At 64.9% G+C, this 24,717-nt stretch carries 19 protein-coding genes, 3 tRNA genes and 1 pseudogene; 21 read left to right on the top strand and 2 right to left on the bottom strand.

What is annotated here, in order from left to right:
• The first annotated feature begins 463 nt into the window (after positions 1 to 463).
• From lon to AC6A67_RS11880, 3 genes are all read left to right on the top strand, one after another.
• Entirely contained in the window at positions 464 to 2,890 is a 2,427-nt protein-coding gene (gene lon, locus AC6A67_RS11890) for an endopeptidase La (protein ID WP_498036761.1), read from the top strand.
• 276 nt (positions 2,891 to 3,166) lie between these two features.
• Entirely contained in the window at positions 3,167 to 3,445 is a 279-nt protein-coding gene (locus AC6A67_RS11885; protein ID WP_191318973.1) for an HU family DNA-binding protein, read from the top strand.
• A gap of 389 nt (positions 3,446 to 3,834) precedes the next feature.
• Positions 3,835 to 3,910 (top strand) — tRNA-Val (locus AC6A67_RS11880).
• Positions 3,911 to 4,558: 648 nt separating this feature from the next.
• Here AC6A67_RS11880 and AC6A67_RS11875 read toward each other — a convergent pair.
• Positions 4,559 to 4,635 (bottom strand) — tRNA-Asp (locus tag AC6A67_RS11875).
• Positions 4,636 to 4,714: 79 nt separating this feature from the next.
• Positions 4,715 to 4,791 (bottom strand) — tRNA-Asp (locus tag AC6A67_RS11870).
• A gap of 1,188 nt (positions 4,792 to 5,979) precedes the next feature.
• Between AC6A67_RS11870 and AC6A67_RS11865 the strand changes: the two genes are divergently transcribed.
• The 18 genes and pseudogenes from AC6A67_RS11865 (at position 5,980) to mce (ending at position 24,714) form a co-directional block, all read left to right on the top strand.
• Entirely contained in the window at positions 5,980 to 6,345 is a 366-nt protein-coding gene (locus AC6A67_RS11865) for an NADH-quinone oxidoreductase subunit A (protein WP_498036760.1), read from the top strand.
• Positions 6,336 to 6,917: a NuoB/complex I 20 kDa subunit family protein gene (locus AC6A67_RS11860; RefSeq protein ID WP_498036759.1), complete on the top strand. Its 582-nt coding sequence runs from the start codon at positions 6,336 to 6,338 to the stop codon at positions 6,915 to 6,917. The genes AC6A67_RS11865 and AC6A67_RS11860 overlap by 10 nt, the downstream gene beginning before the upstream one ends.
• Before the next feature lie 123 nt (positions 6,918 to 7,040).
• Positions 7,041 to 7,715, top strand: coding sequence for an NADH-quinone oxidoreductase subunit C (locus tag AC6A67_RS11855; RefSeq protein ID WP_498036758.1), 675 nt, complete (start codon positions 7,041 to 7,043; stop codon positions 7,713 to 7,715).
• A complete protein-coding gene (locus AC6A67_RS11850) occupies positions 7,712 to 8,902 on the top strand; it encodes an NADH-quinone oxidoreductase subunit D (protein WP_498036757.1) in 1,191 nt (396 codons plus the stop codon). The genes AC6A67_RS11855 and AC6A67_RS11850 overlap by 4 nt, the downstream gene beginning before the upstream one ends.
• A 56-nt stretch (positions 8,903 to 8,958) precedes the next feature.
• A pseudogene (gene nuoE, locus AC6A67_RS11845) lies at positions 8,959 to 9,615 on the top strand (NADH-quinone oxidoreductase subunit NuoE); the annotation flags it as partial.
• Between the two features lie 7 nt (positions 9,616 to 9,622).
• The gene (gene nuoF, locus AC6A67_RS11840; protein WP_498036756.1) at positions 9,623 to 10,924 is read left to right on the top strand and encodes an NADH-quinone oxidoreductase subunit NuoF; all 1,302 of its coding nucleotides are present in this window, start codon (positions 9,623 to 9,625) and stop codon (positions 10,922 to 10,924) included.
• An 89-nt stretch (positions 10,925 to 11,013) separates the two neighbouring features.
• On the top strand, positions 11,014 to 13,092 hold the full coding sequence (gene nuoG, locus AC6A67_RS11835) for an NADH-quinone oxidoreductase subunit NuoG (RefSeq protein ID WP_498036755.1): 2,079 nt from the start codon (positions 11,014 to 11,016) through the stop codon (positions 13,090 to 13,092).
• Positions 13,093 to 13,103: 11 nt separating this feature from the next.
• Positions 13,104 to 14,156 carry an NADH-quinone oxidoreductase subunit NuoH gene (nuoH, locus tag AC6A67_RS11830; protein WP_498036754.1) on the top strand — a complete coding sequence of 351 codons (1,053 nt, stop codon included), beginning with the start codon at positions 13,104 to 13,106 and terminating at the stop codon, positions 14,154 to 14,156.
• Positions 14,153 to 14,404 carry a hypothetical protein gene (locus AC6A67_RS11825; RefSeq protein ID WP_498036753.1) on the top strand — a complete coding sequence of 84 codons (252 nt, stop codon included), beginning with the start codon at positions 14,153 to 14,155 and terminating at the stop codon, positions 14,402 to 14,404. Before nuoH ends, AC6A67_RS11825 begins: the two co-directional genes overlap by 4 nt.
• An 85-nt stretch (positions 14,405 to 14,489) precedes the next feature.
• On the top strand, positions 14,490 to 14,978 hold the full coding sequence (gene nuoI / locus AC6A67_RS11820) for an NADH-quinone oxidoreductase subunit NuoI (RefSeq protein WP_498036752.1): 489 nt from the start codon (positions 14,490 to 14,492) through the stop codon (positions 14,976 to 14,978).
• A gap of 122 nt (positions 14,979 to 15,100) precedes the next feature.
• Complete coding sequence (locus AC6A67_RS11815; protein ID WP_498036751.1) at positions 15,101 to 15,715, top strand: NADH-quinone oxidoreductase subunit J; 615 nt, start codon at positions 15,101 to 15,103, stop codon at positions 15,713 to 15,715.
• A 14-nt stretch (positions 15,716 to 15,729) separates the two neighbouring features.
• Positions 15,730 to 16,038 carry an NADH-quinone oxidoreductase subunit NuoK gene (nuoK, locus tag AC6A67_RS11810; protein WP_498036750.1) on the top strand — a complete coding sequence of 103 codons (309 nt, stop codon included), beginning with the start codon at positions 15,730 to 15,732 and terminating at the stop codon, positions 16,036 to 16,038.
• Between the two features lie 192 nt (positions 16,039 to 16,230).
• Complete coding sequence (gene nuoL, locus AC6A67_RS11805) at positions 16,231 to 18,252, top strand: NADH-quinone oxidoreductase subunit L (RefSeq protein WP_498036749.1); 2,022 nt, start codon at positions 16,231 to 16,233, stop codon at positions 18,250 to 18,252.
• Positions 18,252 to 19,763, top strand: a complete 1,512-nt coding sequence (locus AC6A67_RS11800) for an NADH-quinone oxidoreductase subunit M (protein WP_498036748.1) — start codon at positions 18,252 to 18,254, stop codon at positions 19,761 to 19,763. Before nuoL ends, AC6A67_RS11800 begins: the two co-directional genes overlap by 1 nt.
• A gap of 7 nt (positions 19,764 to 19,770) precedes the next feature.
• Entirely contained in the window at positions 19,771 to 21,210 is a 1,440-nt protein-coding gene (nuoN, locus tag AC6A67_RS11795) for an NADH-quinone oxidoreductase subunit NuoN (RefSeq protein ID WP_498036747.1), read from the top strand.
• 389 nt (positions 21,211 to 21,599) lie between these two features.
• Positions 21,600 to 22,439 carry a biotin--[acetyl-CoA-carboxylase] ligase gene (locus tag AC6A67_RS11790; protein ID WP_498036746.1) on the top strand — a complete coding sequence of 280 codons (840 nt, stop codon included), beginning with the start codon at positions 21,600 to 21,602 and terminating at the stop codon, positions 22,437 to 22,439.
• A gap of 5 nt (positions 22,440 to 22,444) precedes the next feature.
• The gene (locus tag AC6A67_RS11785; protein ID WP_498036852.1) at positions 22,445 to 24,118 is read left to right on the top strand and encodes a ribonuclease J; all 1,674 of its coding nucleotides are present in this window, start codon (positions 22,445 to 22,447) and stop codon (positions 24,116 to 24,118) included.
• 191 nt (positions 24,119 to 24,309) lie between these two features.
• Positions 24,310 to 24,714, top strand: coding sequence for a methylmalonyl-CoA epimerase (mce, locus tag AC6A67_RS11780; RefSeq protein ID WP_498036745.1), 405 nt, complete (start codon positions 24,310 to 24,312; stop codon positions 24,712 to 24,714).
• Positions 24,715 to 24,717 lie beyond the last annotated feature (3 nt).

Raw genomic sequence — 24,717 nt, 5'->3', positions numbered from 1 at the left:
GACTGGCCGCGAGAAGCGGCGCCAGACCATGTGACGAGCAGCGACAGGCGCCCATTGGGCGCCTGTCGGCGTTTTGGGGCAGTCGCGTATCGGACCGGCGCTCGCGCATGCCAGCGTGTCGTTGCGGTCCACGTCCGACGCAGGACGCGCCTTTCGCGCACGCAAGCCAGAGCGTAACTTCAGTCTAGGCGCGCTCTGACGTGCGCCCGGCGACGGCGCCCGGCCAGGCGCGAGCCATGCAGGCAAATCTCCTGTGACCCGCGCCTGTCGCTCACTTGAAACATGGGGCGGGCGGGGCCACCTTCAGGACAACGAACTCGCTGCGCGCTCATGCCGAGGCGCGGCGACCGCCGCCTGCGGTGTATGCTCCATGACGGAGTTGAGCGCCGACGGCCATAAGTCTGCCTGCGCCTGCCGCTTGCCTGGGGGACCGGGTAGACCACACTGAAAGGACATGGGCCACATGACGACCATGAAGCCTCGCCAGCCTGCGGCTCCGGGAACGGTCTCCGACTATCCCGTCCTGCCCCTGCGCGACATTGTCGTGTTCCCACATATGATCGTTCCGCTGTTCGTCGGCCGCGAGAAGTCGATCCGCGCCCTGGAAGAGGTGGTCAAGACTGACCGCCACATCCTGCTGGCCACGCAGATGGACGCCTCCGACGACGATCCGGAAACCTCGGCCATCCATGAGATTGGCGCGATCGCCAGCGTTTTGCAGCTGCTGAAGTTGCCCGACGGCACCGTGAAGGTGCTGGTTGAGGGCGCCGGGCGTGCGCGCGTCACCAAATATCTGCGGTCGGATGAGTTCTATGAGGCCACCGCCGAGGTGCTGGCCGAAGAGCCTGGCGACAAGATCGAGGCCGAAGCTCTGGCGCGCTCGGTGGTCACTGAATTCGAGAGCTATGTGAAGCTCAACAAGAAGGTGTCGCCGGAGGTCGTCGCCGCCGTGACGCAGATCGAGGACCCCTCGCGTCTGGCCGACACGGTCGCCTCGCATCTCGCCGTCAAGATCGCTGACAAGCAGGCCCTGCTCGAGACCACCTCGATCACCGCCCGGCTCGAGAAGATTCTCGGCCTGATGGAGAGCGAAATCTCGGTGCTGCAGGTCGAGAAGCGCATCCGCACGCGCGTCAAGCGGCAGATGGAGAAGACCCAGCGCGAGTACTATCTGAATGAGCAAATGAAGGCCATTCAGAAGGAGCTTGGCGATGAGGACGGCCGCGACGAGCTGGCCGAGCTGGAAGAGAAGATCAACCAGACCAAGCTGTCGAAGGAAGCCCGCGACAAGGCGATGGCCGAGCTGAAGAAGCTGCGCCAGATGTCGCCGATGTCGGCGGAAGCGACCGTCGTGCGCAACTACCTCGACTGGATGCTCGGCATTCCGTGGAACAAGCGTTCACGGGTGAAGAAGGATCTGGGCGAAGCGCAGAAGGTGCTCGACGCTGATCACTTTGGCCTCGACAAGGTCAAGGACCGCATCGTCGAATACCTCGCCGTGCAGCAGCGGGTGAACAAGCTCGCGGGTCCCATCCTCTGCCTCGTCGGCCCGCCCGGCGTCGGCAAGACCTCGCTTGGCAAGTCGATCGCCAAGGCGACCGGACGTGAGTTCGTCCGCGTCTCGCTCGGCGGCGTCCGCGATGAGGCCGAGATACGTGGTCACCGGCGGACCTATATCGGCTCCATGCCTGGCAAGATCATCCAGGCCATGCGCAAGGCCAAGACCTCCAACCCGCTCATCCTGCTCGATGAGATCGACAAGATGGGTCAGGACTACCGTGGCGATCCGTCAGCGGCCCTGCTGGAGGTGCTGGACCCTGAGCAGAACAAGGGGTTCAACGACCATTACCTGGAGGTCGATTATGACCTGTCCGGCGTGATGTTCGTGACCACGGCGAACACGCTGAACATCCCGGGCCCGCTGCTCGACCGTATGGAGACCATCCGTCTGGCTGGTTACACGGAAGAGGAGAAGACCGAGATCGCCCGTCGCCACCTGATCCCGGAGGCCCTGGTCAAGCACGGCCTGTCGGACAAGGAGTGGAAGATCGACGACGACGCCCTGCTGTTCCTGGTCCGTCGCTACACCCGGGAATCGGGTGTGCGTAGCCTGGAGCGCGAGGCCTCGAACCTGATCCGTAAGGCGGTCAAGGACATCGTCCTTGGCAAGACCGAAGCGGTGCAGGTGACGGTCGAAAGCCTGCAGGAGTATCTGGGGCCGCCGAAGTATCGCTATGGCGAGGCCGAGGCGGAGGACCAGGTCGGCGTGGTCACGGGTCTGGCGTGGACCGAGGTGGGCGGCGAGTTGCTGACCATCGAGGGCGTCATGATGCCTGGTAAGGGCAAGATGACGGTCACGGGCAATCTGCGCGACGTGATGAAGGAATCGATCTCGGCCGCCGCTTCTTATGTGCGGTCGCGGGCGCTGACCTTCGGCGTCAAGCCGCCCTTGTTCGACACGCGGGACATCCACGTCCACGTGCCGGAGGGGGCGACGCCGAAGGACGGTCCGTCCGCGGGCATCGCCATGGCCACCGCCATCATCTCGGTGATGACCGGTGTGCCGGTGCGGCGCGACATCGCCATGACCGGCGAGGTGACGCTGCGTGGGCGCGTGCTGCCGATTGGCGGTTTGAAGGAGAAGCTGCTGGCGGCGCTGCGTGGCGGTATCCGTACGGTGCTGATTCCCGAGGACAACGCCAAGGACCTGCTCGAACTGCCTGAGAGCCTGAAGTCGGGGCTGGAGATCATTCCGGTGTCGCGGATGGACCAGGTCGTCGAGCACGCCCTGACCCGCAAGCTGGAGGCGATCGAATGGACGCCGCCAGCCGAAGCGGCGCCGACCCCGCCCCGGGTTGAGGGCGACGCCGGCGGCGTCATCGCCCACTGATCCGACAATGGTCTAATGCCCCGGCGTAAGTCGGGGCATTTTCCTTCACGAAACCGAAGAATCTGTTTCGCCGCCGTGGTTTCTGGCATATTGGGCCTTGCGCTCACGGGCGTAACAGGCAAAACCAGTCGATAGCGCGCCGGTGAGCCCACGAGGCCCGTGCGAGCCGCAGGGCGCAGCTGAACTGGGCGGTGGCTGTCACCGTCCGGCGCTAGCCCGCATATTGGACCCGACGAATGTACGCCTGGGGCGGCATTCGCATCTGGAGGACGATTGATGAACAAAGGCGATCTTGTTGCAGCCGTCGCTGATCAGGCCGATCTGAGCCGCGCCCAGGCGGGCGAAGCTGTTGAGGCCGTGTTCGCCGCCATCACTGACGCCCTCAAGAAGGGCGACGAAGTCAAGCTCGTCGGCTTTGGCACGTTCTCCGTCGCTGACCGCGCCGCTGGCACCGCGCGCAATCCGCGCACCGGCGAGACCATCAATGTTCCGGCTTCCAAGGCCCCGAAGTTCAAGGCTGGCCAGGGCCTCAAGGATTCCGTCAACGGCAAGTAAGCCGGGACAGGCCGTCGTCCCGTCGCCAGGTCAGGCGCGGGGAGGCGGACATGCCGCAGGCGCGACGACGCATGCCGTTGCGCTTCCTCGCTGCGCTTGCGCGCAAGCGATGATGTTCTGGAAAAGGGCCCGGGTTTCCGGGCCCTTTTCCGTTGCGTTCACCGCGCGATGTTCCGGCGCCTGGATCCTGCCGCCCGCGGCGCGCATGTCGGCGCTTGCGCCGGTGTTCCTCCTCTGGCGCGCCATAGTCGCGTCCTGTGGACAGCAGCGCCGGAGAGGGTGGGGGAGCGCCAGCAAGCTTGCCCGGCGGCTGGCGTTTGCGGCCGCTCTCATGTAGAGAAGCATCCAACGCCGCCCTGCAGCAGATGATCACATCGCGCGGGCCGTGCGGGCGGTTAGCTCAGTTGGTAGAGCATCTCGTTTACACCGAGAGGGTCGGCGGTTCGAGCCCGTCACCGCCCACCATATCTTCCCTTACACCATGTGTTCTGCAAGCCAGGTGATCGGCGTCAGGGTTCAGCCCGCCGCCGTCAGCTTTGCGCGCGGCTTGGCGTGGCGCCTTGGGACGGCGCTGCGCCTGCGCTCGCTGGTGGTGAAGCCGACATGGCGCAGAAGCAGCGCATGTGAGCACCGCAGCAGCCGTGACGCTGGCGTCGAGGGCAGATCATTGTCAGAGGGCGAGTCCGCCCGTCGGCGCAGCCCGCCAGTACGCCAGTCCGCCGGCCCTCCAGCCCTCCAGCGCGTCATGCCCGTGCTTGTCACGGGCATCCACGCCTTTTCCTCGGCAGCCGTATGCGTCCGGGCGTCGGGGCGCCGGCGTTGTGGCGGCGTGTGCCTGCTCGCGCGTGCTGCTGGATGGCGCGGCGGATACCGTGCGTTAGCTTGCTGGGAGGTGGCAAGACGTGGATGCCCGTGACAAGCACGGGCATGACGGCTTGGGCATGACGGCTTGGGCATGACGGCAGGGGCATGACGGCTTGGGCATGACCGCAGCGGCATGACGGCGAGGGGGAAGCGGGGAGGTCGGGCGGCATGCGTCGCGCGCGCGTTCGATGCGCTGCGCACAACAAAAAAGCGCGGCGAGAGCCGCGCTTGCACCTTACCCTGAATGGGTGGCGAGAGTGACGGGACTCGAACCCGCGACCTCCGGCGTGACAGGCCGGCGCTCTAACCAACTGAGCTACACCCCCAAAACCATGGCCCCGACTGCATTTGCAGATCAGAACCTACCAGCGTACCTGCATCCCACTCTCCAGCATGCTGAAAGAGTGGCGAGAGTGACGGGACTCGAACCCGCGACCTCCGGCGTGACAGGCCGGCGCTCTAACCAACTGAGCTACACCCCCGAACAGGCGTCTTGGCCGCCGGTGAGTGGGGATTTACGGGTAGCCCCCCGAAGTGTCAAGCGAACTCGGCGGCGCTTTCGCTGTAGCCGCTGTGGATAGCCTGATTAAAGCGCGCCCGGCCAATCGCTTGAACGCGGGACAACGTTTTTTCGCCAATTGCCGCCATGGCGCTTGCGATGCGGCGCAGGTAGGTCCCGCCCCACGATCGGCAAGGAATCGTGGGTTACATCTCGCCACACCGCGCACGCAGATGGGGTCGCGATCAGCATGGCGCCCCGCGCGCCGGGCGTAAGGTCGAGCGGGGAGGGAGCAGGTCAACTGCTGCGCCCTCATGCTGGATGCGGCCAGACAGGCCCGGATCAGGGCGGCGCCCGGACGTCGGCCGTGCAACTGGGCACGCTCAGTCGCAGTCCACGACACAGCGGGCTCGGCCGGACTGAGGCCGCGAAACTGGTCGAGAGATATGCGGTGGCGTCGATCGCTGGTTGATCCACGGAGGTCGCTGGCGTCGGCGCCTGCACAGGGGAAGGCGGTGGGCGATGCATGGCGGCGTCCCACATTGGGTCGGGGCGCGACAGACCGCTTCGCTCTCCCGGATTCCGCGACATTCCCTTCGGTCAAACCGGGCGCCACGACTCAGTGATGCCTTTGGCAGGGCAAAGACGGGGCCGACGATGAGCGAATTGTGCCCAGGCCAGCCGCCGTGTGGGCGTCGGGCGCCTTGCCATGAGCGCCAAAGCAGGCGTCCGGGCGCTGGGGCGGAGGGAGTGGCGTCGGGCGAGCGCCGTCATGCCCATGGGCGTATGCTGCGTGCGCAAGCCGGACACCCATCGCCATTTCAACAGCTTGTGTCGCTCTTGCGCGCCGTTACTGTGATGATATGCGCATGTGCAGCGCAACAGGATGGGGCGGCGCAGGCGCCCGCCGCAAGGTTACAGGTGTAACAATGCCAAGTTTTCAAGGCGACACTTGCACCGTTGTAGCCCCTGGGTTAAGCCTGCCTCGCAGCTACGAACTGTTCCAAGGAAGCAGGCAGGTCGCCTGTGGCGCGCATGATTGCAGCGCCGCCCGCAGACCGCCCCGGACTGGAGCAGGCGGCGGCGGGGCCATCCTCACCGGTGGTCCGGATTTGCGGCGCGCCAGGCGGAGCCGGGGCCCGTCCACACGGGTCAGGAGAATGGGTGCACAATGCACAGCTTGCTGAACGACTATCTTCCCCTTGTGGTGTTCATAGGCGTCTCGCTGGTGATCGGACTTGCGCTGCTCGTGGCGCCGTTCCTGCTGGCGTTTCAGAATCCCGATCCCGAGAAGCTGTCGGCGTACGAGTGCGGCTTTAACGCCTTCGACGACGCCCGCATGAAATTCGACATCCGCTTTTATCTCGTCGCCATTCTGTTCATCATCTTCGACCTGGAAGTCGCCTATCTGTTCCCCTGGGCCATTGGCTTCAGCGCGGTCGGCACATTCGGTTTCTGGTCGATGATGACGTTCCTCGCGGTGTTGACCGTCGGTTTTGCGTATGAGTGGCGCAAGGGAGCCCTGGAATGGGATTGATTGGCCAGAACAACACGCTGGTGGCCCCGGCCGCCCGTGGCGTCATTGACCCGAACACCGGCAAGCCGGTGGGGGCGAATGATCCCTTCTTCTCCGACATCAACAATGAGCTTGCCGACAAGGGCTTTCTGGTCACCTCGACTGACGAGCTGATCCAGTGGGCGCGCACTGGCTCGCTGATGTGGATGACGTTTGGCCTTGCCTGCTGCGCCGTCGAGATGATGCAGGCGTCGATGCCGCGTTACGACGTCGAGCGCTTTGGCTTCGCGCCGCGCGCCAGCCCGCGCCAGTCGGACGTGATGATCGTCGCCGGCACCCTGTGCAACAAGATGGCCCCGGCGCTGCGCAAGGTCTACGACCAGATGCCTGAGCCGCGCTACGTCATCTCCATGGGCTCCTGCGCCAATGGCGGCGGCTATTACCATTATTCCTATTCCGTAGTACGCGGCTGTGATCGCGTGGTGCCAGTCGACATTTATGTCCCTGGCTGCCCGCCCACCGCCGAGGCGCTGCTGTATGGCATTCTGCTGTTGCAGAAGAAAATTCGTCGCACCGGCACCATCGAGCGCTGACCGGACGCAACTGCAGCGTCTGGCGCGCGATGATGTGGCTGTCGCCCTTCTGGCGACGATGCACGGCGAACATGGAGTGGGGCCCAGGGCCCGCCCATGGACGCAGGTTTGATTGGATGGATCATGTCAGAGGCAAGCCTCAACCAGACAGGCCAGACCGTGGCGATTGACGGGGCCGAAGCGCTCAGCGCGCTGGTGCTGAAGACCCTCGGCGCTCAGGCAGATGCAGGCGTTTCCGCCAGCGTGGCCTTCGACGAACTGACGCTGGAGCTGCAGGCCGACAATTTGCTCGCCGTGGTTCAGAAGCTGCGCGACGATCCGGCGCTGGGCTTTGTCTGCCTCATCGACATTTGCGGCGTCGACTATCTGGAGCGCGAAAAGCGCTTCGATGTGGTCTACCACCTGCTGTCGCCGACCCTGAACGCCCGTATCCGGCTGAAGCTGCAGACCGACGAGCGCACGCCCGTGCCGTCGCTGGTCAATCTGTTCCCGGCCGCCAATTGGTACGAACGCGAGACGTGGGACATGTATGGCGTGATCTTCTCCGGTCACCCGGACCTGCGCCGTCTGCTCACCGACTATGGCTTTGAAGGCCATCCCCTGCGTAAGGACTTCCCACTCAGCGGCTTCGTTGAAGTGCGCTACGACGACGAGCAGAAGCGCGTGGTCTATGAGCCGGTGTCGCTGCGTCAGGAGTTCCGCCGCTTTGACTTCCTGTCGCCGTGGGAGGGCGTGGACTACGTCCTGCCAGGCGATGAAAAAGCGTCTGGCCAGAAGGATTCGGGAAAAGCGTCATGAGCGAACATCAGCTCCGCAACTTTTCGATCAACTTCGGCCCGCAGCACCCGGCGGCGCACGGCGTGCTGCGTATGGTGCTTGAACTCGACGGCGAAATCGTCGAGCGCGCCGATCCGCATATCGGCCTGTTGCATCGCGGCACCGAGAAGCTGATCGAGTACAAGACCTACGCACAGGCGACGCCCTATTTCGACCGCCTCGACTATGTGGCGCCGATGAACCAGGAGCATGCCTTCGCCCTGGCCGTCGAGAAGCTGCTCGGCATCGAGGTTCCGCGTCGTGGTCAGCTGATCCGCGTGCTGTACTCGGAAATCGGCCGCATCCTGTCGCATCTGCTCAACGTCACCACCTTCGCCATGGACGTTGGCGCGCTCACCCCGCCGCTGTGGGGCTTTGAAGAGCGCGAAAAGCTGATGATATTCTACGAGCGCGCCTGCGGCGCCCGTATGCACGCCAATTACTTCCGTATTGGCGGCGTGCATCAGGACCTGCCGCCGGACCTCATCGACGACATCGAGGCGTTCTGCGACCCGTTCCTCAAGACCATTGACGACCTCAACCGTCTGGTCACCGGCAACCGCATCTTCAAGCAGCGCACCGTCGACATTACCCCGACGACGCTGGATGAGTGCTGGGCGCACGGCTTCTCGGGCGTGCTGGTGCGCGCCGCGGGCGGCGCATGGGACCTGCGCAAGGCGCAGCCCTATGAGTGCTACGAGGAGATGGATTTCGACATCCCCGTCGGCACCCATGGCGACTGCTTCGACCGCTACTGCGTGCGCATGGAAGAGATGGTGCAGTCCGTCCGCATCATGCGCCAGTGCATTGACAAGCTGCGCGCGCCGGACGGGCAGGGCCCTGTCCTGACCCAGGATCACAAGGTGACGCCGCCGAAGCGTGGCGAGATGAAGCGCTCGATGGAAGCGCTCATCCATCACTTCAAGCTTTATACCGAGGGCTACCACGTGCCGGCTGGCGAGGTTTACGCCGCCGTCGAGGCGCCCAAGGGTGAATTCGGCGTCTATCTGGTCGCGGATGGCGGCAACATGCCCTACCGCTGCAAGATCCGCGCGCCGGGCTTCGCCCATCTGGCGGCCATGGATCATCTGTCGCGCGGCTACATGCTGGCCGACGTCTCGGCGATCCTCGGCTCCATCGATATCGTGTTTGGCGAGGTGGACCGGTGACCGGCCCGCGTCCTGGAAGCCACAATGCTGGCGTCAGCAAGGGATTTGCGTAAGTCATGAGCGTACGTCGTCTGGCCCCGCCCGAAGTACAGCCGGCAGAGTTCGTCTTCACGCCGGAGAACGCCGCGTGGGCAGCCCTGCAGATCGCCAAATATCCGGAAGGCCGTCAGGCCTCCGCCGTGATTCCGCTGTTGTGGCGCGCCCAGGCTCAGGCTGGCGGCTGGCTGCCCCAACGCGCCATCGAGCATGTCGCGGGTATTTTGGGCATGCCCTATATCCGCGTGCTCGAGATCGCCACCTTCTACACCATGTTCGCGCTGGAGCCGGTGGGACGCTTCTTCGTCCAGCTGTGCGGCACCACCCATTGCATGGTCTGCGGCGCCTATGACCTGCGCAGCGCGCTGAAGGAGTTCATCGGTCCAGAAAAGACCGTGACCGCCGACGGCAATTTCTCGTGGCTGGAAGTGGAGTGCCTCGGCGCCTGCTGCAACGCCCCGATGGTGCAGATCAACGACGATTATTACGAAGATCTGACCCCCGAGATCCTGATCAATCTGCTCAAGGATCTCGCCGCTGGCCGTCCGGTCAAGCCCGGCCCGCAGCAGGGCCGCAACGCGGCTGAGCCGAAGGGCAAGCTGACCTCGCTTACGGACCCGTCGCTGTATGACGGTTCGGTCGTCGGCGCCTGGCGCGCCCGGTTCGCGCAGAAGGACTGAGGCCATGCTGTCGGACAAGGATCGCATCTTCACCAACGTCTACGGCCTGCAGCCAGCGTCGCTTCAGGCGGCGCAGCGGCGCGGCGCGTGGGACGGCGTCAAATTTTTGCTGGAGCAGGGGCGCGACTGGATCATCGACGAGATGAAGAAGTCGAACCTGCGCGGCCGTGGCGGCGCGGGCTTCCCGACCGGCCTGAAATGGTCGTTCATGCCGAAGCAGACCGGCGACCGGCCGCATTATCTCGTCATCAATGGCGACGAATCCGAGCCGGGCACCTGCAAGGACCGCGAAATCCTGCGTCACGATCCGCATCTGCTGATCGAAGGCGCGATGATCGCCTCCTTCGCCATGGGCGCCAACAGCGCCTACATCTACATTCGCGGCGAGTTCATCGCCGAGCGTGAGGCGCTGCAGCGCGCCGTGGATGAGGCCTACGCCGCCCGGCTGATTGGCCCCAACAATATTCACGGCTATCCGTTCGACTTCTACGTCCATCACGGCGCCGGCGCCTATATTTGCGGTGAGGAAACCGCGCTGCTTGAGAGCCTTGAGGGCAAGAAGGGCATGCCGCGGCTGAAGCCGCCGTTCCCGGCCAATATGGGTCTTTACGGCAACCCGACCACGGTGAACAACGTCGAGTCGATCGCCGTCGCCGGCACGATCCTGCGCCGCGGCGCCGACTGGTTCAACGGCATCGGCCGTCCCAACAACGTCGGCACCAAGCTGTTCGGCATCTCCGGTCACGTGGGCACGCCCTGCGTGGTGGAAGAGGCGATGGGCATCCCGTTCCGGGAGCTGATCGAACGCCACGGCGGCGGCGTGCGCGGCGGCTGGGACAATCTGCTGGGCATCATTCCCGGCGGCGCCTCGTGCCCGATCATTCCGGCGCATCTGTGCGAAGACCTGATCATGGACTTCGACGGCTGCCGCGCCGCCACCTCCAGCTTCGGCACCGCCGGCGTGCTGGTGATGGACAAGTCCACCGACGTGATCCGCGCCATCGCCCGGCTGTCGTACTTCTTCAAGCACGAGAGCTGCGGTCAGTGCACGCCGTGCCGTGAGGGCACTGGCTGGATGTGGCGCGTCATCAATCGCATGGCGGAAGGCCGCGCCCAGAAGCGCGAGATCGACATGCTGCTCGACGTCACCAAGCAGATCGAGGGTCACACCATCTGCGCGCTTGGCGATGCGGCGGCCTGGCCGATCCAGGGCCTGATCCGTCATTTCCGTCCGGAGATCGAGAAACGGATCGACCAGTATGCGGCCAACCCGCATCACGATCCGGTTCCTGTGGCGGCTGAGTAAGCCGCGCCGGGGGCGCATCCGTTTTCGCGACGACCGCACGGTCGCCGCACTTTTTAAGGGCTCAACGTCGCCTGAGACGGAAGGAAGCCATGCCGAAGCTTATTGTCGACGGAAAAGAGATCGAGGTCCCGGCGGAGTACACCATACTCCAGGCCTGTGAGGCCGCCGGCGCCGAGATTCCGCGCTTCTGCTATCACGAGCGACTGTCCATCGCCGGCAACTGCCGCATGTGCCTCGTCGAGGTTCAGGGCGGCCCGCCGAAGCCGGTGGCGTCCTGCGCCATGGGCGTGCGTGACCTGCGTCCGGGCCCCAATGGCGAGCCGCCAGTGGTGTTCACCAAATCGCCGATGGTCAAAAAGGCCCGCGAAGGCGTGATGGAGTTCCTGCTGGTCAACCACCCGCTGGATTGCCCGATCTGCGATCAGGGCGGCGAGTGCGACCTGCAGGACCAGGCCATGGCCTATGGCGTCGACACCAGCCGCTTCCACGAGAATAAGCGCGCCGTCGAAGACAAATACATCGGCCCGCTGGTCCGCACCTCGATGAACCGGTGCATTCACTGCACCCGCTGCGTGCGCTTCACCAATGAAGTGGCCGGCGTCGGCGACCTCGGCGCCATTGGTCGCGGCGAGGACATGGAGATCACCACCTATCTCGAGCACGCCATGGCGTCCGAGCTGCAGGGCAATGTGATCGATCTATGCCCGGTCGGCGCGCTGACCTCGAAGCCCTACCAGTTCAAGGCCCGTCCGTGGGAGCTGATCAAGACCGAATCCGTCGACGTGATGGATGCGATCGGTTCGGCCATCCGCATCGACACCCGTGGCCGCGAGGTCATGCGCATCCTGCCGATCGTCAATGAGGACGTGAACGAGGAGTGGATCTCGGACAAGACCCGCTTCGTCTGGGACGGTCTGAAGACCCAGCGCCTCGATCGCCCTTATGTGCGTGAGGATGGCCGCCTGCGTCCCGCCAGCTGGAATGAGGCGTTCGCGCTGATCGCCAGCAAGGTGAAGGGTGTGGATGGCTCGCGCATCGGCGCCATCGCCGGTGACCTCAACGCCGTGGAAGAGATGTTCGCCCTGCGCCAGCTGATGCAGGCGCTCGGCTCGCCGAACCTCGACTGCCGCCAGGACGGGGCTCAGCTCACTCCGGCCTTCGGTCGTGGCAGTTATCTGTTCAACGCCACCATCGCTGGCATCGACGACGCCGACGCCGTGCTGCTGATCGGCTCCAACCCGCGCCGCGAAGCGCCGGTGCTCAACGCCCGCATCCGCAAGCGCTGGCTGCAGGGCGGCCTCAAGGTCGCTTATGTCGGCGAGCAGATGGATCTGACCTACCGGGCCGAACAGCTCGGGGCAGGGGCCCAGACGCTGGTCGACCTCGCCAATGGCGCCCATGGCTTCGTTGAGACCCTGCGCGCGGCGCAGCGGCCGCTGATCATTATCGGTCAGGGCGCGCTCACCCGCGCCGACGGCGCCGCCGTCATGGCCGCCGCCACCCGCCTTGCGGTGGATGTGGGCGCGATTGGCGACGACTGGAATGGCCTCTCCGTACTGCACACCGCCGCCGCGCGCGTCGGCGGGCTCGACGTTGGCTTCGTGCCGGGCGAGGGCGGTCTGACCGCGCGCCAGATGGCTGAGGCGGGCGCGCTCGACGTGGTGTATCTGCTCGGCGCCGATGAGATTGAAGTCGCCCCAGGCGCATTCGTGATCTACCAGGGCAGCCATGGCGACAAGGGCGCGCACCGCGCCGACGTCATCCTTCCAGGCGCCGCCTATCCGGAGAAGTCCGGGACTTACGTCAACACCGAGGGCAGGGTGCAGATCGCTGATCGCGCCTCGTTCCCGCCGGGCGACGCCCGTGAGGACTGGGCCATCCTGCGCGCCCTGTCCGACGTGCTGGGCCAGCGCCTCGGCTATGACAATCTGCCGGCGTTGCGCGCCGCGCTGGTCGCCGAGCTGCCGCATCTGGGGGAGCGCAACCAGATCGCCGCAGGCGCGCTGGAGCTGCCGGCCATCGCCGCCGCCATCGGCCAGATGGAGGCTGCGCCATTCGCCAGCCCGATCGCCGATTTCTATCTGACCAACCCGATTGCCCGCGCATCCGCCGTGATGGCCGAGTGCTCTGCGCTGGCGCGCGGCGTCGTCGCCCAGGCTGCTGAGTAAGGGGAGCCGTGATGTCTTTTTGGGATGGTCTCCTGAACGTGGCGCTGATCGCCCTGCAGAGCGTGGTTCTGCTGGTCGCGATCCTGCTGTTCACTGCTTATTATCTGCTGGCTGACCGCAAGATCTGGGCGGCCGTGCAATTGCGTCGCGGCCCCAATGTGGTCGGCGCTTTCGGTCTGTTGCAGTCCTTCGCCGACCTGCTCAAGTTCGTGCTGAAAGAGCCGGTGATCCCGGCGGGCTCCAACAAGGGCCTGTTCCTGCTGGCTCCGCTGATCACCGGCGTGCTGGCGCTGTCGGCCTGGGCGGTTGTCCCGGTCAACGCCGGCTGGGTGGTCGCCGACATTAATCTCGGCATCCTGTTCATCCTGGCGATCTCGTCGCTGATGGTCTACGGCACCATCATGGCGGGCTGGGCCTCGAACTCGAAATATCCCTTCCTGTCGGCGCTGCGCGCCACCGCGCAGATGGTCAGCTATGAGGTGTCGATCGGCTTCGTCATCGTCACCGTGCTTTTGTGCGCCGGCACGCTGAACCTGTCGGGCATCGTTGAGGCGCAGGAGACGCGCGGTCTGGCCACGCTGCTTGGCGTGCCGCAGCTGACCTTCCTCAACTGGTACATCATCCCGCTGTTCCCGATGTTCGTGATCTTCCTGATCTCGACGCTGGCCGAGACCAACCGCCCGCCCTTCGACCTCGCCGAGGCCGAGTCGGAGCTGGTCGCCGGCTTCATGGTGGAATATTCGTCGACGCCATATCTGCTGTTCATGCTGGGCGAGTACATCGCCATCCTGACGATGTGCGCCATGGGCGCCATCCTGTTCATGGGCGGCTGGTCGGCCCCCATTGATCTGCCGCCCTTCACCTGGGTTCCGGGCGTGGTCTGGTTCATCCTCAAGCTGTCGTTCTTCTTCTTCCTGATTGCGATGGCCAAGGCGATGGTTCCGCGTTACCGCTACGATCAGCTGATGCGCCTGGGCTGGAAGGTGTTCCTGCCGATCTCGCTGCTGATGGTGGTTGCGGTGGCGTTCTTCCTGCACTTCACCGGGTTTGCGCCGGGCGCATGATGCAGCTTCTCACGCCGGCGATGATCGTCGGCGCCGGCATCGGCCTTGCGATGGCGGCATTACAGATCGTGCTCGGCCAGGCCTTGATCAGCCGGGCGATCGAACGGGAGACGGAGGACGAAGGTCCGTCTCCGGACGAGAGCGAGTTCCGCAAGCGGCAGGCGATGATCCGCCGCCTGATGTGGTCCTCGCTGGTCATTCTGCCGCTGGCCGGCCTGGCGCTAGGCGCGCTGGTCAGCAGGGTCTGAGCCAGGTTCGCCCCTCACGGGCGGGCAGGGCTTGCAGGAGCAGGTCGCGGGCCTTCGGGCGCGGCGACGTTAACGGAGTAAGATCATGGCGATCGGCCAGACGGTGTCGTCCTTGTTCCTGAAGGAGTTCGTATCGGCGTTTGGTCTGTCGATGCGCTATTTCTTCAGGCCGAAAGCGACCCTCAACTATCCCTTCGAGAAGGGTCAGTTGTCGCCGCGTTTCCGTGGCGAACACGCGTTGCGCCGCTACCCCAATGGCGAAGAGCGTTGCATCGCCTGCAAGCTGTGCGAAGCCATCTGCCCGGCCCAGGCCATCACCATTGAGGCGGGTCCCCGTCGCAATGACGGCACGCGCCGCACCACGCGCTACGACATCGACATGGTGAAGTGCATCTATTGCGGCATGTGCCAGGAGGCCTGCCCGGTGGACGCCATTGTCGAGGGGCCGAACTATGAGTTCGCCGTCGAGACGCGCGAGGAGCTCTACTACGACAAGGCCAGGCTTCTGGCCAATGGCGACCGGTGGGAGCGCGAGATTGCGCGCAACATCGCGATGGACGCGCCTTACCGGTAATTCGAGTTTCAATGCCTTCTTTGCGTACAGGCGCGAAGAGGGCGGTCACCCCAGGGCCAGGCTCCCGCGGGAGCGGTGAACCACAACCGACCGCCGGCCAAGGCTGTCAAGGACGCAGACGGATGATCGCCGCAGCAGTCTTCTTCTATCTCTTCTCGGCAGTGGCCGTAGCGTCGGCGCTCATGGTGATCGCCTCGCGCAATCCCGTGCATTCGGTGCTGTTCCTGATCCTGACCTTCGTCAATGTCACCGGCCTGTTCATCCTGCTGGGCGCGGAGTTCCTCGGCCTTCTGCTGATCATCGTCTATGTCGGCGCGGTGGCGGTGTTGTTCCTGTTCGTGGTGATGATGCTCGACGTCGACTTCGCCGAGCTGAAGAAGGGCGCGCTGCAATATATGCCAGTCGGCGCCCTGGTCGGCCTCGTGCTGCTGGCCGAGCTGATCATGATCATCGGCGCGCGCCTCGCGCCGTCGGGCCTGCCGAAGAGCATCGCCGCGCCGGTCCCGGCTGACGCCGCCATCACCAATACCGAGGCGCTGGCGCGGGTGCTGTACACGGACTTCGTGCTGTACTTCCAGCTGTCGGGCCTGGTGCTGCTGGTGGCCATGATCGGCGCCATCGTGCTGACCCTGCGTCATAAGCCGAACGCCCGTCGCCAGGACGTCGCCGCCCAGGTGGCGCGCACCAAGGACGACGTCATTTCACTGCGGAAGGTTCCCTTCCGCCGCGGCCTCTGAGTGGAGACACAGCCATGACCATCGGGCTCGGCCATTTTCTCACCGTCGCCGCCATCCTGTTCACCATCGGCGTGTTCGGCATCTTCCTCAACCGGAAGAACGTCATCGTCATCCTGATGTCGATCGAGTTGATCCTGCTGTCGGTGAACCTGAACTTCGTGACCTTCTCCAGCTTCCTTGGCGACATGATGGGCCAGATCTTCGCGCTGATGGTGCTCACCGTCGCCGCGGCGGAGACCGCCATCGGCCTCGCCATTCTGGTGGTGTTCTTCCGTAATCGCGGTTCGATCGCGGTCGAGGACGTCAACACGCTGAAGGGCTGACAAGGCCCATCCCGGCCGCCGGGATTATCTTCGCCAGCCCGCGTCGCGACGCGGGCAGGCTCCAGAGCCGGAGCCGCGACACGCGCGACCTGAGTGAGGGTCGGGCAGGGGAACGCCCCGGTCGCGGAGCCGTAACACGCCACAGGGCGGCGCGGTTTGCGCCACAGCCGCCCACATGCACGAACGGCCGTCATGTATCACGCGATCGTCTTTCTTCCGCTTGTCGGATTTCTGATTGCCGGCCTCTTTGGCCGCATCATGGGGGCGCGCGCCAGCGAGATCGTCACCACGTCGCTGCTCTTTGTGGCGGCGGCCCTGTCCTGGGTGACGTTTTTCCAGGTGGCGTACGGAACCGGCCCGGTTCAGGTGACGATCGTCAACTGGATGACGTCGGGCGGCCTGTCGGTGGACTGGGCGATCAAGATCGACACGCTGACCGCAGTGATGCTGGTCGTCGTCAACACGGTCTCGGCCCTGGTGCACCTCTACTCCATCGGCTACATGCATGAAGACCCGGCCCGGCCGCGCTTCTTCGCCTATCTGTCGCTGTTCACGTTCGCCATGCTGACGCTGGTGACCGCCGACAATCTGGTGCAGATGTTCTTTGGCTGGGAAGGCGTGGGTCTGGCGTCCTATCTCTTGATCGGCTTCTGGTACCAGAAGGACAGCGCCAACGCCGCCGCCATGAAGGCGTTTGTGGTCAACCGCGTCGGCGACTTCGGCTTCCTGCTCGGCATTTTCGTCGTGTTCGTGATGACCGGCTCGGTCGCCTTCACTGACATTTTCGCCAAGGCGCCTGAGATGGCGACCAAGACGTTCCAGTTCCTTGGTTATGACTGGAACGCCATGACCATCGCCTGCCTGCTGCTGTTCATGGGCGCCATGGGCAAGTCGGCGCAGTTCCTGCTGCACACCTGGCTGCCGGACGCCATGGAAGGCCCGACGCCGGTGTCGGCCCTGATCCACGCTGCCACCATGGTGACCGCAGGCGTGTTCATGGTCGCCCGCCTGTCGCCGCTATTCGAGCTGGCGCCTGTCGCCCTCGTGGTGATGACGGTGATCGGCGCGACCACCGCCTTCTTCGCCGCCACCGTCGGCCTCGTGCAGAACGACATCAAGCGCGTCATCGCCTATTCGACCTGCTCGCAGCTCGGCTATATGTTCGTGGCGCTCGGCGTCGGCGCCTTTGGCGCGGGCGTGTTCCACCTGTTCACCCACGCCTTCTTCAAGGCGCTGCTGTTCCTTGGCGCCGGCTCGGTGATCCATGCCTGCCATCATGAGCAGGACATGCGGAAGATGGGAGGCCTGTGGCGCTACATCCCCTACACCATGGTCGCGATGCTGATCGGCAATCTGGCGCTGACCGGCTTCCCGCTGACGGCAGGCTTCTATTCGAAGGACGCCATCATCGAGGCCGCTTACGCCTCGCACTCGCCGGCCTCGACCTATGCCTTCCTCTGCGTGGTCATCGCGGCGCTGTTCACCTCGTTCTATTCATGGCGCCTGTTCTTCATGACCTTCTTCGGCGAGCCGAAGTGGAAGCATGACGCGCACGCCCATGACGCCCACGCCCATGATGCGCACGGCCATGACGCGCATGCGCACGACGATCACGCGCACGGCCATGATGGTCATGGGCACGGCCACACGCCGCATGAGAGCCCGCTGGTCATGATGATCCCGCTGCTGGTGCTCTCGGTCGGCGCCCTGGCCGCCGGCAAGCTGTTCGCCTCTGACTTCATCGGCGCTACTTATGACGCCTTCTGGAAGGGCGCGCTGTTCACCTCGCCCGACAACCACATCCTGCACGACCTGCACAATGTGCCGCTGTGGGTGAAGCTGTCGCCGATGGTGATGATGGTGCTCGGCCTCATCATCGCCTGGTGGTTCTACGTCAAGAACCCGAAGGTCCCGGTGCAGCTCGCCGCCGACCAGCCGATCCTGTACCGCTTTCTGCTCAACAAATGGTACTTCGACGAGATCTACGACGTCCTGTTCGTGCGTCCGGCGAAGTGGCTCGGTTCCTTCTTGTGGAAGAAGGGCGACGGCTGGCTGATTGACGGCTTCGGGCCCGACGGCGTCTCCGCCCGGGTGGTGGACGTGGCGAACCGTGCGGTGCGCCTGCAGTCCGGCTACCTCTATCACTACGCATTCGCCATGCTGATTGGCGTTGCAGTTCTCGTCACCTGGTACCTCGTTGGAGGGGCCCACTGATGTTCGGCTTCGGCATCCTCTCTGGCCTGGTCGCCATTCCTGTCGTCGGCGCGCTGCTTATTCTGGCGCTGCGCGGTTCGAAGGAATCGGTCGCGTCAAACGCGCGCTGGATCGCGCTGGCGACCACCATCGCCACCTTCATTCTGGCCCTCGTGGCGTGGAACCGCTTTGACAGCGCAAGCGCCGCGTTCCAGCTGGTGGAGAGCCACGCCTGGCTGGCGGATAACATCCGCTTCAAGCTCGGCGTCGACGGCTTCTCGCTGCCGTTCATCGTGCTGACGGCCTTCCTGATGCCGTTCTGCGTGCTGGCGTCGTGGAACTCGATCGATCACCGGGTGCGTGAATATTTCATCGCCTTCCTGATCCTCGAGGCGACCATGGTCGGCGTGTTCGCCGCCCTCGACCTCGTGCTGTTCTACCTGTTCTTCGAGGCCGGCCTGATCCCGATGTTCCTGATCATCGGCATCTGGGGTCACGACCGCCGCATCTACGCCAGCTTCAAATTCTTCCTGTACACGCTGCTCGGCTCGGTGCTGATGCTGCTGGCCATCATGGCCATGTACTGGACCGCTGGCACCACCGACATTCCCACGCTGCTGCAGCACGAGTTCGGTGAGAGCCTGCAGATCTGGCTGTGGCTGGCCTTCTTCGCCTCGTTCGCGGTGAAGATGCCGATGTGGCCGGTGCACACCTGGCTGCCCGACGCCCACGTCGAGGCGCCGACGGCTGGTTCGGTGATCCTCGCCGGCATCCTGCTGAAGATGGGCGGTTACGGCTTCATCCGCTTCTCGCTGCCAATGTTCCCCGACGCCTCGGCCTATTTTGCGCCGCTGGTCTACGCCATGTCGGTCATCGCGATCATCTACACCTCGCTGGTCGCGCTGATGCAGGAGAACATCAAGAAGCTGATCGCCTATTCGTCGATCGCCCACATGGGCTTCGTCACCATGGGCATCTTCTCGATGACCGAGCAGGGCGTCCAGGGCGCCATGTTCCAGATGGTGTCGCACGGCCTGATCTCTGGCGCGCTGTTCCTTGGCATCGGCGTCATCTACGACCGCATGCACACCCTGCGCATCGACGCCTATGGCGGCCTTGTCGAGCGTATGCCGAAATACGCCGTGGTCATGCTGATCCTGACCATGGCCAATGTCGGCCTGCCTGGCACCTCGGGCTTCGTCGGCGAGTTCCTGACGCTGATGGGCGCCTTCCGCGCCAATCCGTGGGTGGCCTTCTTCGCCTGCACCGGCGTGATCCTCGCCGCGGCTTACGCCCTGTGGCTGTTCCGTCGCGTGGTGTTCGGCAAGATGGAGAAGGACAATCTGCGCAAGATGACCGATCTCGACACGCGCGAATTGGTCATGTTCGTCCCGCTGGTCCTGCTGATCATCTGGTATGGCGTCCAGCCTGGCCAGATCCTCGACGTGTTCGCCGCGCCGACAGCTGAACTCCTGAAGCACACCCAGTCCGCGCTCTCCGCCGTCAAGACGGCCGCGCTCGCGATCCATTGAGGCAAGCATGACCGCTGCAGCAATCTTCCCAGCGCTTTCGCTGTTTCTCCCCGAGCTGCTGCTCGCTGGAGGCGCGCTTGTGCTGCTGCTCATCGGGGCCTTCGCCGGTCCCCGGTCCAATGGCTTCGTCAATGGCGTGACGCTGCTGCTGCTGATCGTGGCGGGCGCGCTGATCGCCATGCAGCCAGAGGGCCGCACTGTTGGCTTTAACGGCGCCTTCGTCGTCGACGGCTTCGGCCGCTTCATGAAGGTGCTGGCGCTGATCGGCGCCGCCGGCGCGCTGCTGCTGTCGTTTGACGACTTCCGCAAGCGCGGACTGACGGCGTTCGAATATCCGGTGCTGGTGCTGCTGTCGGTCACCGGCATGATGGTGATGATCTCGGCCGGCGATCTGATCGCGCTGTATATCGGCCTTGAGCTGCAGTCGCTGGCGATCTACGTCATCTGCGCCTTCGATCGGGACAACACCCGCTCGACCGAAGCTGGCCTGAAGTATTTCGTCCTCGGCGCCCTGTCGTCTGGCATGCTGCTGTATGGCGCCTCGCTGATCTATGGCTTCACCGGCACGGTGTCCTTCGCCGGCATCGCCCAGGCTGTGACCACCGCGCCCCACAGCGGCGTGATCTTCGGTCTGGCGTTCCTCGCCGCCGGTCTCGCCTTCAAAATGAGCGCCGTGCCGTTCCACATGTGGACGCCGGACGTCTATGAAGGCGCGCCGAGCCCGGTGACGGCGTTCCTCGCCAGCGCCCCCAAGGTCGCCGCCGTCGCCATCACCGTGCGCGTGCTGATCACCGCTTTCCCTGGCATCGCCAGCCAGTGGCAGCAGATCATCGTCTTCGTGTCTTTCGCCTCGATGGCGCTGGGCGCCTTCGCGGCGATCGGCCAGCGCAACATCAAGCGCCTGATGGCCTATTCGTCGATCGGTCACATGGGCTTCGCGCTTGTCGGCCTCGCGGCTGGCACCCTGCAGGGCGTCACGGGCGTCATCCTGTACATGGGCATCTATGTGGCCATGACCCTGGGGGTGTTCGCGGTGATCGTCTCGATGCGCCGCAATGGCGAAGCCTTCGAGAGCATCGATGATCTGGCTGGCCTGTCGCAGACCAACCCGACTGCAGCCTATCTTTTGGCGCTGCTGATGTTCTCGCTGGCTGGCATTCCGCCGCTGGCTGGCTTCTTCGCCAAGTTCTATGTGTTCGCCGCCGCCATTGAGGCCAAGCTGACGCTGCTGGCGGTGTTCGGCATTCTGACCAGCGTGGTCGGCGCCTTCTATTACCTGCGCGTGGTCAAGGTGATGTTCTTCGACGAGGCCAAGGGCCCCGTCGACGCCATGCCCGCAGGCGCCCGCGTGGTGCTGGCGCTGGCCATGGTCGTCACCCTCGGCTTCTGGCTGATGCCGTCGCCGCTGGTCACCACGGCGACCGCCGCCGCAAAGACGTTGTTCTGAACTGCTCTGATCTGACAGGCGTCTGCCGCTGGCAGGCGCGGGTCTGAGGGCCATGTCAGAGCGATCAAATTGCCAGAGGGCGTGGCGGTCACCGTCGCGCCCTCTGGCGTTTTCGTCATCAGTCCCTATGGGCTGGTCTGCGTTCAGGGTGGCGGTCACGGCTGGGGCAGGCAAAGGCGTGGCCGTCACGGGCGCGGCAGGCGAGGCTGCGCCGAGGGCTCAACTGGTCGATCATTGCCTGGCTGCGCCCTTTCAGTGGCGTTCGCCGCATCGCTCTGGCATACACGAGGCCAGTTGTTACAGATGATGCGGATTTGCAGTAGCGCTGCGCGGCCTGGCTGGCGCTGTTCGCCGCGTGCTCATGTTGTTCTGAAAGGTACACGCGTTCCATGCGGTTCACCCTCGCGCCTTTGGCTGCGGCCTCCGGCTACCGGCTTGACGCTTATGATGTGGTCGAAGGCTCGACCAACACCATCGCCATGGAGCACGCCCGGGCTGGCGGCGACGGCGGCGTCTGGGTGGTGACTGATCTGCAACGTGGCGGGCGTGGCCGGCGTGGGCGGGCCTGGCAGGGCCAGCGCGGCAATCTCGCCGCCTCGCTGCTGGTTGAACCGCAATGTGAGCCTGGCCTTACCGCGACCATCGGCTTTGTCGCCGGGCTGGCGCTGCATGAGGCGGTGCGCCAGTGCGCGCCGCAACTGGCTACAACCGCGCGGTTGAAATGGCCCAATGATCTGTTGCTCGACGGCGCCAAGGCGTCGGGCATGCTGCTGGAGAGCGAGATCATTGGCGGCGGCAGGCGGTTTGTGGTGATTGGCATTGGCGTCAATGTGGCGTCGGCGCCCGAGGGCGGGCCTTATGCCGCCGCGTGCCTGAAGCACTTTGGAGCGGCGGTTTCCGCTTCTTCGGTTTTTGAAGTATTATCAGCCACATGGGTGGAGTTTTTCACCATGTGGGATAGCGGTCGGGGCATGGCGCGGATTCGCGACGCCTGGCTTGAGCGGGCCCATGGGGTCGGCGGCCCCGTCGCCATTCAATTTGGCGATGAGGTTATTCGCGGCGTCTTTGAAACCATCGACGCGACAGGACAGTTGGTGGTGCGGACGTCGGCAGGCGATGTGCGCACCATTACAGCCGGCGACGTGCATTTTGGCGACGTTGGCTCATACAGGGGGGAGGCGGCTGTCTCACGCCCACAAGAGGCGTTAAGGGACGCTGCGAGGAATTGATGAATATGGACAGGCCGGAAGAAGAACTCGTCTTCGCCCCCTTGGGCGGTTTGGGCGAGATTGGCATGAACGCGGCGCTGTATGGCTTTGGCCCGCGCAAGAACCGGCAATGGGTTCTGGTGGATCTCGGCGTATCGTTCGCCGACGCGGAGTTTACGCCTGGCGTCGATCTGGTGTTTCCGGATCTGGAATTCATCAAGTCGATCCGCAAGAATCTGCTCGGCCTCGTGGTCACCCACGCCCATGAGGACCACATCGGCGCCATCGCCCAGTTGTGGCCGCAGCTCGGCGTACCAGTTTACGGCACCCGCTTCTCGCTTGGCCTTCTGGAGGCGCGGCGGCTGTCCGAGTTCAACGCGCCGAAGATCCCGCTGCGCGAGGTCAAGCAGGGCGGCGTGCTGACGCTTGGCCCGTTCAGCATTGAATTCGTGCCAGTGTCGCACTCGATTCCGGAGGCCAATGCGCTGGCCATCCGCACCCCGGCGGGCACGGTGCTGCACACCGGCGACTGGAAGTTTGACGCCACCCCGGTGGTTGGCCGCGCCACAGACGTCGCCCGCCTCAAGGCGATCGGCGAGGAGGGCGTGCTCGCCCTGGTCTGCGATTCGACCAATGTGGTGCGCGCCGGCTCCAGCCCCAGCGAGGCCGACGTCTCCAAGACGCTCAGCGAACTGATCGCCTCGGCCCCCAATCGCGTCTGCGTCACCGCCTTCGCCTCCAATGTGGCGCGTATCCGCTCGGTGGCGGAAGCCGCGGCCGCCTGTGGCCGCGAGGTCGTGGTGATTGGTCGTGGCATGGACCGGGTGATCCAGGTGGCGGATGAGTGCGGCTTCCTCAAGGGCCTGCCGCCGTTCCGCTCGCCGGACGCCTTGCAGCGCCTGCCGCGCAACAAGGTGGTGGCGCTGCTGACTGGCAGCCAGGGCGAGCCGCGCGCCGCCATGTCGCGCATCGCCCGCGATGATCATCCGGCGCTGCGGATCTCGGCAGGCGACCGGGTGATCTTCTCGTCGCGCACCATCCCCGGCAATGAGAAGGCGGTGGGCGGCATCGTCAACCGGCTGATGCTGAAGGACGTCGAGGTGCTGACCGACCGTGACCATCTGGTGCACGTCTCCGGCCACCCACGTCGTGGCGAGCTGGAGCAGATGTATGCGCTGATCCGACCGAAGATCGCCATTCCGGCCCATGGCGAGCCGTTGCATCTGACAGAGCACGCGGCCTTTGCCCGCGCCCAGGGCGTGCCGGAAGTGGTGCGCGCCTTCAATGGCGATGTGGTGGCGATTGTCGAGGGCGGCGCCGGCGTGGTCGGCAAGGTCCCGTCGGGCGTGCAGTACAAGGATGGCGAGATCGTTGTGGGCTCGTCCGAGCCGGCGATCGCCGAGCGGCGGCGTCTGGCCTTTGGCGGCGTCATCTCCATCGCCATCGCCGTGGACGACAAGGGCAATGTCATTGGCGAGGCCGAGATCCAGGTGTCGGGGCTGCCAGCCAAATCCACCCAGGGCGACGAGCTGGTCGGGCTGATCGGTGAGACGGTCGACGAGACCATCGACAATTACCCGCCGCGCAAGCGCCGCGACATCACCTCCTTCGCCACGGCGGTGGAGCGGGCGGTGCGCAATGAAATGCGCAATGTCTGGGGCAAGAAGCCGACCTGCCATGTGATGGTGGTCAGCGTCTGAGGCCAAAGCCCCCGGCGGCGCCAGCGCGTCGCATGGACATGGCGCGGCTGTCGTGGGATGGGCGGCGCAGCACGGCGGCCATCTGGCGGCGGCGGGCAGGGCGTCGGCTTTGGCCTGCGCTCTATGCAACACAGTAAAAGGGCCCGGCGCCCAGGCGCGCCGCAACGCCCGGCATGACGGAGAGGATGAATATGATCGGTCGGCTCAACCACGTCGCCATCGCGGTGAAGGACATCGAAAAGGCCACCGCCATCTATCGCGACACCCTCGGCGGCACGGTGTCCGCCAAGGTGCCGCAGCCGGATCACGGCGTGTACACCGTGTTCGTCGAGCTGCCGAACACCAAGATCGAGCTGCTGGAGCCGCTGGGTGAGAACTCCGCCATCCAGAAGTTCGTCGACAACAATCCGGACGGCGGCATCCACCACGTCTGCTACGAGGTCGAGGACATCATCGCGGCCCGTGACCAGCTGGTGGCCAAGGGCGCCCGCGTGCTCGGCGGCGGCGAGCCCAAGATCGGCGCCCACGGCAAGCCGGTGCTGTTCCTGCACCCGAAGGATTTCTGCGGCACGCTGGTCGAGCTCGAGCAGGTCTGAGCC

The organism is Camelimonas sp. FR25 (assembly GCF_059740505.1).
Note: the sequence above shows the minus strand (reverse complement) of the source record. Positions and strands in the feature narration are given on the sequence as shown.

Excerpts from the sequence above, each read along its gene's own strand:
- lon (WP_498036761.1), top strand. The coding sequence starts at position 464 with ATGACGACCATGAAGCCTCGCCAGCCTGCGGCTCCGGGAACGGTCTCC.
- AC6A67_RS11885 (WP_191318973.1), top strand. The coding sequence starts at position 3,167 with ATGAACAAAGGCGATCTTGTTGCAGCCGTCGCTGATCAGGCCGATCTG.
- AC6A67_RS11865 (WP_498036760.1), top strand. The coding sequence starts at position 5,980 with ATGCACAGCTTGCTGAACGACTATCTTCCCCTTGTGGTGTTCATAGGC.
- AC6A67_RS11860 (WP_498036759.1), top strand. The coding sequence starts at position 6,336 with ATGGGATTGATTGGCCAGAACAACACGCTGGTGGCCCCGGCCGCCCGT.
- AC6A67_RS11855 (WP_498036758.1), top strand. The coding sequence starts at position 7,041 with ATGTCAGAGGCAAGCCTCAACCAGACAGGCCAGACCGTGGCGATTGAC.
- AC6A67_RS11850 (WP_498036757.1), top strand. The coding sequence starts at position 7,712 with ATGAGCGAACATCAGCTCCGCAACTTTTCGATCAACTTCGGCCCGCAG.
- nuoF (WP_498036756.1), top strand. The coding sequence starts at position 9,623 with ATGCTGTCGGACAAGGATCGCATCTTCACCAACGTCTACGGCCTGCAG.
- nuoG (WP_498036755.1), top strand. The coding sequence starts at position 11,014 with ATGCCGAAGCTTATTGTCGACGGAAAAGAGATCGAGGTCCCGGCGGAG.
- nuoH (WP_498036754.1), top strand. The coding sequence starts at position 13,104 with ATGTCTTTTTGGGATGGTCTCCTGAACGTGGCGCTGATCGCCCTGCAG.
- AC6A67_RS11825 (WP_498036753.1), top strand. The coding sequence starts at position 14,153 with ATGATGCAGCTTCTCACGCCGGCGATGATCGTCGGCGCCGGCATCGGC.
- nuoI (WP_498036752.1), top strand. The coding sequence starts at position 14,490 with ATGGCGATCGGCCAGACGGTGTCGTCCTTGTTCCTGAAGGAGTTCGTA.
- AC6A67_RS11815 (WP_498036751.1), top strand. The coding sequence starts at position 15,101 with ATGATCGCCGCAGCAGTCTTCTTCTATCTCTTCTCGGCAGTGGCCGTA.
- nuoK (WP_498036750.1), top strand. The coding sequence starts at position 15,730 with ATGACCATCGGGCTCGGCCATTTTCTCACCGTCGCCGCCATCCTGTTC.
- nuoL (WP_498036749.1), top strand. The coding sequence starts at position 16,231 with ATGTATCACGCGATCGTCTTTCTTCCGCTTGTCGGATTTCTGATTGCC.
- AC6A67_RS11800 (WP_498036748.1), top strand. The coding sequence starts at position 18,252 with ATGTTCGGCTTCGGCATCCTCTCTGGCCTGGTCGCCATTCCTGTCGTC.
- nuoN (WP_498036747.1), top strand. The coding sequence starts at position 19,771 with ATGACCGCTGCAGCAATCTTCCCAGCGCTTTCGCTGTTTCTCCCCGAG.
- AC6A67_RS11790 (WP_498036746.1), top strand. The coding sequence starts at position 21,600 with ATGCGGTTCACCCTCGCGCCTTTGGCTGCGGCCTCCGGCTACCGGCTT.
- AC6A67_RS11785 (WP_498036852.1), top strand. The coding sequence starts at position 22,445 with ATGGACAGGCCGGAAGAAGAACTCGTCTTCGCCCCCTTGGGCGGTTTG.
- mce (WP_498036745.1), top strand. The coding sequence starts at position 24,310 with ATGATCGGTCGGCTCAACCACGTCGCCATCGCGGTGAAGGACATCGAA.